This window comes from Mesorhizobium sp. M0166, from assembly GCF_040322255.1.
GTDB lineage: Bacteria > Pseudomonadota > Alphaproteobacteria > Rhizobiales > Rhizobiaceae > Mesorhizobium.
Genome location: NZ_JAMYTD010000025.1, coordinates 73644 through 80788, shown reverse-complemented (window position 1 = coordinate 80788; position 7145 = coordinate 73644). Strand labels below are relative to the sequence as shown.

The 7145-nt window shown below is 66.3% G+C and carries 6 protein-coding genes; 1 reads left to right on the top strand and 5 read right to left on the bottom strand.

What is annotated here, in order from left to right:
- Nucleotides 1-150 precede the first annotated feature (150 nt).
- From NKJ46_RS23865 to NKJ46_RS23845, 5 genes are all read right to left on the bottom strand, one after another.
- Nucleotides 151-1089: an ABC transporter substrate-binding protein gene (locus tag NKJ46_RS23865; protein WP_352668109.1), complete on the bottom strand. Its 939-nt coding sequence runs from the start codon at nt 1087-1089 to the stop codon at nt 151-153.
- Nucleotides 1090-1175: 86 nt separating this feature from the next.
- Complete coding sequence (locus NKJ46_RS23860) at nt 1176-2153, bottom strand: ABC transporter permease subunit (protein ID WP_502903445.1); 978 nt, start codon at nt 2151-2153, stop codon at nt 1176-1178.
- 20 nt (nt 2154-2173) lie between these two features.
- The gene (locus tag NKJ46_RS23855) at nt 2174-3718 is read right to left on the bottom strand and encodes a sugar ABC transporter ATP-binding protein (RefSeq protein ID WP_352668106.1); all 1545 of its coding nucleotides are present in this window, start codon (nt 3716-3718) and stop codon (nt 2174-2176) included.
- Nucleotides 3715-5094, bottom strand: a complete 1380-nt coding sequence (locus NKJ46_RS23850; protein ID WP_352668104.1) for an FGGY-family carbohydrate kinase — start codon at nt 5092-5094, stop codon at nt 3715-3717. Before NKJ46_RS23850 ends, NKJ46_RS23855 begins: the two co-directional genes overlap by 4 nt.
- Entirely contained in the window at nt 5094-5873 is a 780-nt protein-coding gene (locus NKJ46_RS23845) for a DeoR/GlpR family DNA-binding transcription regulator (protein ID WP_352668102.1), read from the bottom strand. The genes NKJ46_RS23850 and NKJ46_RS23845 overlap by 1 nt, the downstream gene beginning before the upstream one ends.
- A gap of 227 nt (nt 5874-6100) precedes the next feature.
- On the opposite strand from NKJ46_RS23845, the gene NKJ46_RS23840 reads away from it, so the two are divergent.
- Complete coding sequence (locus NKJ46_RS23840) at nt 6101-7144, top strand: class II aldolase/adducin family protein (protein ID WP_352668101.1); 1044 nt, start codon at nt 6101-6103, stop codon at nt 7142-7144.
- The last annotated feature ends 1 nt before the right edge of the window (nt 7145 follow it).

Here is a 7145-nt window from a genome sequence, read left to right as displayed (position 1 = left end):
CCCCCCCACCACCCCCCCCCCACCCCCGCCCCCGCCCGCCGCGCGGCGCCCTCACCCCCACCCCCCCCGCCCCCCCCATCCGGCGCCCCCCCCCCCCCCCCCCCACCCCCGGCCCCCCCCCCCCCCCCCCCCCCACCAGGCTTGGGAGGCTTAGCGAGCCGCGGTCCAGCCCTTGTAATCCTTCAAATTGTCGGCCGTGATCAGCTTCGGGTCGAGCAGCACCGTCGGCTCGGCCGGCTTCTTGCCGGCAAGCAGGTCAGCCGCCATCGTCAGCGACTGGCCGGCCATCACATAGGGATCCTGCGAGGCAGAGGCCTTGATCATCGACGTGCCGGAACCGAGTTCCTTCTCGATATCGGGCGCACCGTCGACCGCGGTGAAGATGAACTCAGAACGGTTGAGCTGCTTGGCCGCAAGCTGGGCGCCAATCGCCGTCGGATCGTTGATGGCGAAGACCGCGTCGATCTTGTCGAAACGGGTCAGCAGCGACTGGAACACTTTCAGGCCGCCGTCACGTGAGCCTTCGGCGTTCTGGTCATCGGAAAGGATCTTGATGTCGGGGTGTTTTGCCAGCACGTCCTTGCACCCCTTGACCCGCTCCAGGATCGACGACGAGGCCGGGCCGTTGAGGATGACGTAGTCGCCCTTGCCGCCAGTATGATCGACCAGATACTGGCACGCCTCTTCGCCGGCCTTGACGTTGTTGGTCATCACGGTGACGTCGGCGCCCGGCGCCGAAACGTCGAAGGCGGCAACGACGATGCCGGCCGCCTGCGCCTTCTTCACCGCCGGCGCGATCGCCTTGGCATCGACGGCGTTGAGCATGATGACGTCGACGCCGGCGGCGATGAAGGAATCGACCTGCGACACCTGCTTGTTGAGGTCGTAGTCGGCCGATACCGAGGTCACCTGCACATTCGGGTTGATCTTCTTGGCCGCGTCCTCGATGCCCTTGATGGTGGCGACGAAGAACGGGTTGCCGAGCAGGCCGACCGAGATGCCGACCTTGTTCAGATCCTTTGCCGATGCCGGCGCGATGGCGGCGGCCGCAAGGGCGACGCCGCAGAGCAGTTTAGCGATGGTCTTCATTGTTTTATTTTCCTCCTGATGCCCCGCGCCTCTCACGGTGCGTTACACATGAAACCGGCTCGTTGGATGCCGGCGACTAAGGGCCATCACGTTCTTGCTCCTGCCTGGAGCCGGTAACGGTCGAGGGCGACCGCCACGATGATGACCAATCCCTTGATGATGTACTGCCAGATGTCCGAAACACCGGCGAGTATGAGCCCGTTGGACAGCACGGCGATGATCAGGCCGCCGATCAGCGTGCCCCAGATCGAGCCGACGCCGCCGACGAAGCTGGTGCCGCCGAGGATGACCGCGGCGATCGCGTCCAACTCGTAGGACTGGCCGAGCTGCAGCCCGTTGGCGGCATAGAGCCGGGCCGCCGACATGGCGCCGCCAAGGCCGGCCAGAAGGCCGGAAACGCCGTAGACGAAGAGCAGCACCAGCGGCACCTTGATGCCGGTCAGCCTGGCGGCCTCGGCATTGCCGCCGACAGCGTAGATCCAGGTGCCGAGCACTGTGCGCTTGAGCACCAGCCAGGACAGCACGACGACCGCCAGCGCGATGATGACCAGCCACGGAATGCCTAACAGCGAACCGTTGCCGATGAAGTCGAACGGCAGGTCCGCGTTGAACACCGTGGTGTCCTGGCCGAGCAGGCGGGCGACGCCGCGCACGGCGGTCAGCGACCCAAGCGTGACGATGAACGGCGGCAGTCTGATATAGGCGATCAGCAGCCCGTTGATGACGCCGAAACCGAGCCCGACGAGAATGGCGGCCGGCACGCCCAGCAGTCCCCAATCGGGCACCAGCGACACCATCACCGCCACCATCGCCGAGGCGGCAAGGATGGAGCCGACGGACAGGTCGATGCCGCCGGTCAGGATGACGAAAGTCATGCCGGCCGCCAGCACGATGTTGATCGACGATTGCTGCATGACGATCAGCAGATTGGTCTGGGTGAAAAAGCGCGGGTTGATGAACTGGAAGCCGACCGCCAGCAGGATCAGGATCGGCAGCATGCCGAGTGCGGCGATGGCGGTACGCCACCTCGTGCTCCTGCCGACCGCCCGGTCGTCCGCTTTCATCGTGTCGGCCACCTTGTCGGTCATCGCTGAGCCGCTCCCGTTGCAAGTTCCATGATCGCTTCCTGCCGCAGCGGCTCGCCCTTCGACGCCGTCACCTCGCCGGCAATGGTGCCGTCGCGCATCACCAGCACGCGGTCGGCGATGCCGGTCACCTCCGGCAGTTCGCTGGAGATCATCAGGATGGCGATGCCTTTCTTGGCCAGGTTGTCGATCAGCCGGTAGATCTCCGACTTCGCCCCGACATCGACGCCGCGGGTCGGCTCGTCGAGGATGACGACCTGCGGCTCGGTTTCCAACAGGCGGGCGAGCAGGACCTTCTGCTGGTTGCCGCCCGACAGCGAGCCGGCATTGGCCTGCACTGAGCCGGTGCGGATGGAGAGATCCGACACCGCCTTGGCGGCGCGCTTTTCGGCAGCATTGAAGTCGCGCAGGCCGCCGGCCTTCGCGTCCCTTGCCAGCACGCCCATGCTGATGTTGTCGGAGATCGACATGTCGAGAAACAGGCCAAGTTGCTTGCGGTCCTCGGTTAGGTAGGCGATGCCGGCATCGAGCGCCTCGCTCGGCGAACCGATGGATATCGGTTTGCCGCCGAGCTCCAGCGTGCCCGATATGTGCCTGTCGGCGCCGAAGATCAGCCGTGCCAGTTCGGTGCGGCCCGAACCGACCAGGCCGGCCAGTGCCAGCACCTCGCCCTTGTGGAGGTCGAAGGAACAATTCTTGATGAGATTGCCGTCCGACATACCGCGCACCGACAGCGCGACGGCGCGCTTGCTGTCCGGCGGGCGGTGATCCTTCTTGTAGAAGGTCGACAGATCGCGCCCGACCATCATCGATACCAGCCGCGAGGCGTTCAGATCGGCACGGTCGAGCGTGCCGACAAAGCCGCTGTCGCGCAGCACGCTGACGCGATCGGCGAGCTGGTAGACCTCTTCCATGCGGTGGCTGATGTAGATGATGGCGATGCCTTGCGCCTTCAGCGTCGCGATCACCTCGAACAGCCGGTCGGTCTCGCGCGAGGTCAGTGACGTGGTCGGCTCGTCCATGACGATGATGCGCGCATTGGTCGACAGCGCGCGGGCGATTTCGACCAGCTGGCGTTCGCCGAGCGACAGGCTGGCGACCGGAGTGCGCGCCGAGAAGGCCACGCCGAGCCGCGCGATGATCTCGCTGGCGCGCCGGTTGCACTGCTCGCGATCGACGACGCCGAACCGTCGCGGTTCGTTGCCGAGAAAAATGTTCTGCGCCACCGACAGATTTGGCGCCAGCGACAGCTCCTGATAGATGACCGCAATGCCGGCCGCGCGCGCCTTGATCGGGTCGCCGGTGGCGGCCGGCACGCCGTCGATCAGGATCTCGCCGCCGGGGTCCGGCCGGTAGGCGCCGGACAGCACCTTCATCAGCGTCGACTTGCCGGCACCGTTCTCGCCCATCAGCGCGTGCAGCTCGCCGGCGTGAACGGTCAGCGACACATCGTGCAAGGCGCGGATCGCACCGAACGTCTTCGAGATATGGCGCATCTCCAGCACCGGCTGGCGCACCGTCTCGATCCGGGCGGCGGCGCTCATCGCGCACCTCCTGCAGCTGCGCTGACCACAGCCCGGTCGGCGGCAAGGCCGCGCCAATCATTGCGGTAACCGGCAAGGCCGCTGAAGCTTGCCGCATGCACCGCCTCCGGCGCCTCGGTGGCAAACTCGCGTCCGACGCTTTCGAAGGCAAGTGCGGCGGCACCGGTGGCGCTGCCCTCCAGCGTTGCGCCCTGAAGGAAGGCCTGCCCGGGCCGCAACTGCGCCAGCAACGCGGCAAGCAGCCCGCCATTGTTCAGGCCGCCGTCGACGATCACCGTATTGTCCGAATGGATCAGCTCGAGGCACAGATCGACCATCAACGCGACATAGAGCAGCGCCATCGCCGCGCGTTCCTCGCCATTGGGCGTACGCCCGACCAATTCGCCGCGTCGGTGCGGCATCGGGCCGCCGGGCGCGAAGCTCGGCAGCGCCATGATGCCGGCGTCGATCACCCGTTGTATCGATGACGGCGCGATTGCGCCCTGCCAGCCGGCGCTGATCGTCGCGAATTCGCGGCCGCCCATGAAGCGGATGGTCGGCACCGGGCCGCCATCGACATCGACATTGACCAGCATGTCGCGCTCGCCATCGAGTGCATCGAGCGGACAGTCCGGATTGAGCACGACCACCCAGGTGCCGGTCGAGACCACGGTCACCGGCCCGAGCTGCTGCCGGCGGTAGGCATGGAGCGCGGCATTGCTGTCGTGCACGCCATTATGGATGGCGACCGGCTTCGCGGCCTGACCGAAGCGCTGCTCGCCGATCACCGCGCCGGCACGCTCGAAGGCGGGCATCTGGCCGCGCCAGCCCTCGGCATCGACCAGCGAGCTGAAATCGCGCTTGCGCGGCGCCCATAAATGCGAGTGGCAGCCGAGATACGACACTTCCGATACCGGCCGGCCGCCAAGGCGCCAGCTCCAATATTGGGGGTAGCCGAGGATCGATTTCGCTGCGGCGAAGGCACCGGGCTCCACCTGCTTCAGCCACAACATGTGGCGGCCATAGTTGAAGCCAAGCGGCAGGCGCGGCGAAAAGGTCTCGGCAAAATCCGGAATGCGGCGGTCGATCTGCGCGGCGATTTCAGCTGGCGGTTCCTGCTCGTAATCGAGGATCGGATGCGTCAGCGCGGCTTCGTCGACCAACGCGAAAGTGCAGCCATGGCCGGATACCATCAGCCCTTCCACGCCGTGCGTGTCGACTGCATCATCGATGGCGCGAGCCGCCCATTCGTGCAGCGCTGGCTCGTCGAGCACGCTGAAGCCGTCTTTGCGGATCCAGCTCGGCTGGGTGCGGCGCTCGTCGAGGATCTGTCCGTCCTGGCCGAAGACGAACAGCTTCGAATTGGTCTTGCCGAAATCGAGGACGGCGATGTTCACTAGGCGCCTCCCGAGGAAGCGGCGATCCGCACCGTGACGCCGGCATCCTCAAGCATGCGCGCATCGGCGTCGGACAGGCCGTCATCGGTGACCAGCGTGCCGATCCGCGACAGCGGCAGCGCCACGTTGCGCGCGTGGATCGACAATTTGCGGCTGTCGGCTAGCACGACGATCTGGTCGGCGCAGAGGCTGAGCTCGACGATTGAGCGGACCAGCAGCGGATGCGATTCCAGAAGGCCTTCCTGGCCGATGCCTTGCGCGCCGAGAAAGAACTTCGAGGCGTAGAACGGCACCGTCTGAGTCAGCGAATGGATGATGCCCGGCTCGCGGTGCAGTTCGCCGCCGGCGACCGTCAGGCTGCAATGGCCGTGGTCGCTGAGATAGGCCGCGAGCGGCATCGAGTTGGTGTAGAGCCGGATGTTTCGGTCGGCGAGCTTGACGCCGAGATGGAAGCAGGTCGAACCGCCATGCACGATGACCGCGTCGCCGTCGCGCACCATGGTGGCGGCGAGAGCGGCGATCTGCCGCTTGGCCTCGACGGCGAGGTCGCGGTTCTCGTCATAGGGCCTTGCATAGGCGACGCCGGCTTGCGAAGCGCCATCAAGCGCCGAGATGCCGCCATAAACCTTGCGCGCTTCGCCGGCCTCGTCGATCTTGTCGATGTCGCGCCGCACCGTCGCCGCCGACACGCCAAGCCGCTCCTGCAGCTCACGCACCGATGCGAAAGGCCGGTCCCGCAAAAGCTCGACGATCTGGCGCTGGCGGCCGGAGTCGCTCAATCCTTACCTCCCAATGCGCTTGCCTCCCAAGCATTTTGCACGGCATGCCATTTTGCACGGCAATTGGTGCAACTTACTCAACGCCCCGCTGATTGCAAGCCTGATTTGACGCGATAACATCACTGTTGACGTAACTTACTCGCATCTGCGATACCAGCGTCGGTCTTCGTCCAGGCAACGGGACGTCCAAAGCCGTGGCCACGCGGCCGGTGTGTGGAGGAATTTCGATGACGATCAGTGCGGATGCGCAGGAACTGGCAGCGCTGCGGTCGCTTTCGGCCGAGATCGGCAGCGACCCGCATCTGACCCAGGCCGCCGGCGGCAACACCTCGCTGAAAGCCGGCGACACGCTCTGGATCAAGGCCTCCGGCACCTGGCTGAAGGACGCGCTCACCGCAGACATCATGGTGCCGGTCGGCATCCCGCCATTGCTCGACGCCATCGAACGGGGCGACCCGGCCGCCGAACAGCCACAGGCCTTCACCGTCGGCGCCCTCAACCCACGCGGCTTGCGCCCGTCGATCGAGACCACCGTGCATGCGCTGATGCGGCAGCGCATCGTTTTGCATGTCCACTGCGTCGAGACCATTTCGCTGGCCGTGCAGGCCGACTGCGAGGCCGAGGCCGCCAGGCGGCTCGACGGCCACCAATGGGCGTATGTTCCCTATCGCCGGCCGGGACTGCCGCTTGCCCAGGGCATCGCCGAGCGCCTGCGGCCAGGCGTGGATATCCTGATCCTCGGCAATCACGGTCTGGTCGTTGCGGCCGAGACCGTCGCCGCGGCCGACATGCTGCTGCGGCGTGTGACACGGCTGCTGGCGCGGCCGCCGCGCCAGGTGGCGGAACCGGACATCGCGGCATTGACGGCGCGCGCCGGCGGCAGCGCCTACAGACTGCCGGCCGAAGTCGAAGCGCATGCGGTGGCGATCGACCCCGAAAGCTGCCGCATGGCGTCAGGGGGCAGCCTCTACCCCGACCACGTCATCTTTCTCGGCGAAGGCTCGGTCGTGGCGAGACCGGGTGAGGATGTGAAGCGCGTCATCGAGCGCTGCGGCGCCGCACCCGTGGCGATCCTGTTTCCCGGCCAGGGCGTGCTGATGCGCGGCGACGCCGGCGCCGGTGCCGACGCCATGCAGCGCTGCCTTTCCGATGTCATGGCGCGGGTCGATGTCGCGGCGAAGCTGAATTATCTGACAGCGGCAGAGAATGACGAGCTGATCAACTGGGACGCCGAAAAATATCGCCAGAAACTCAATGCCGGAGGCAGCTGAC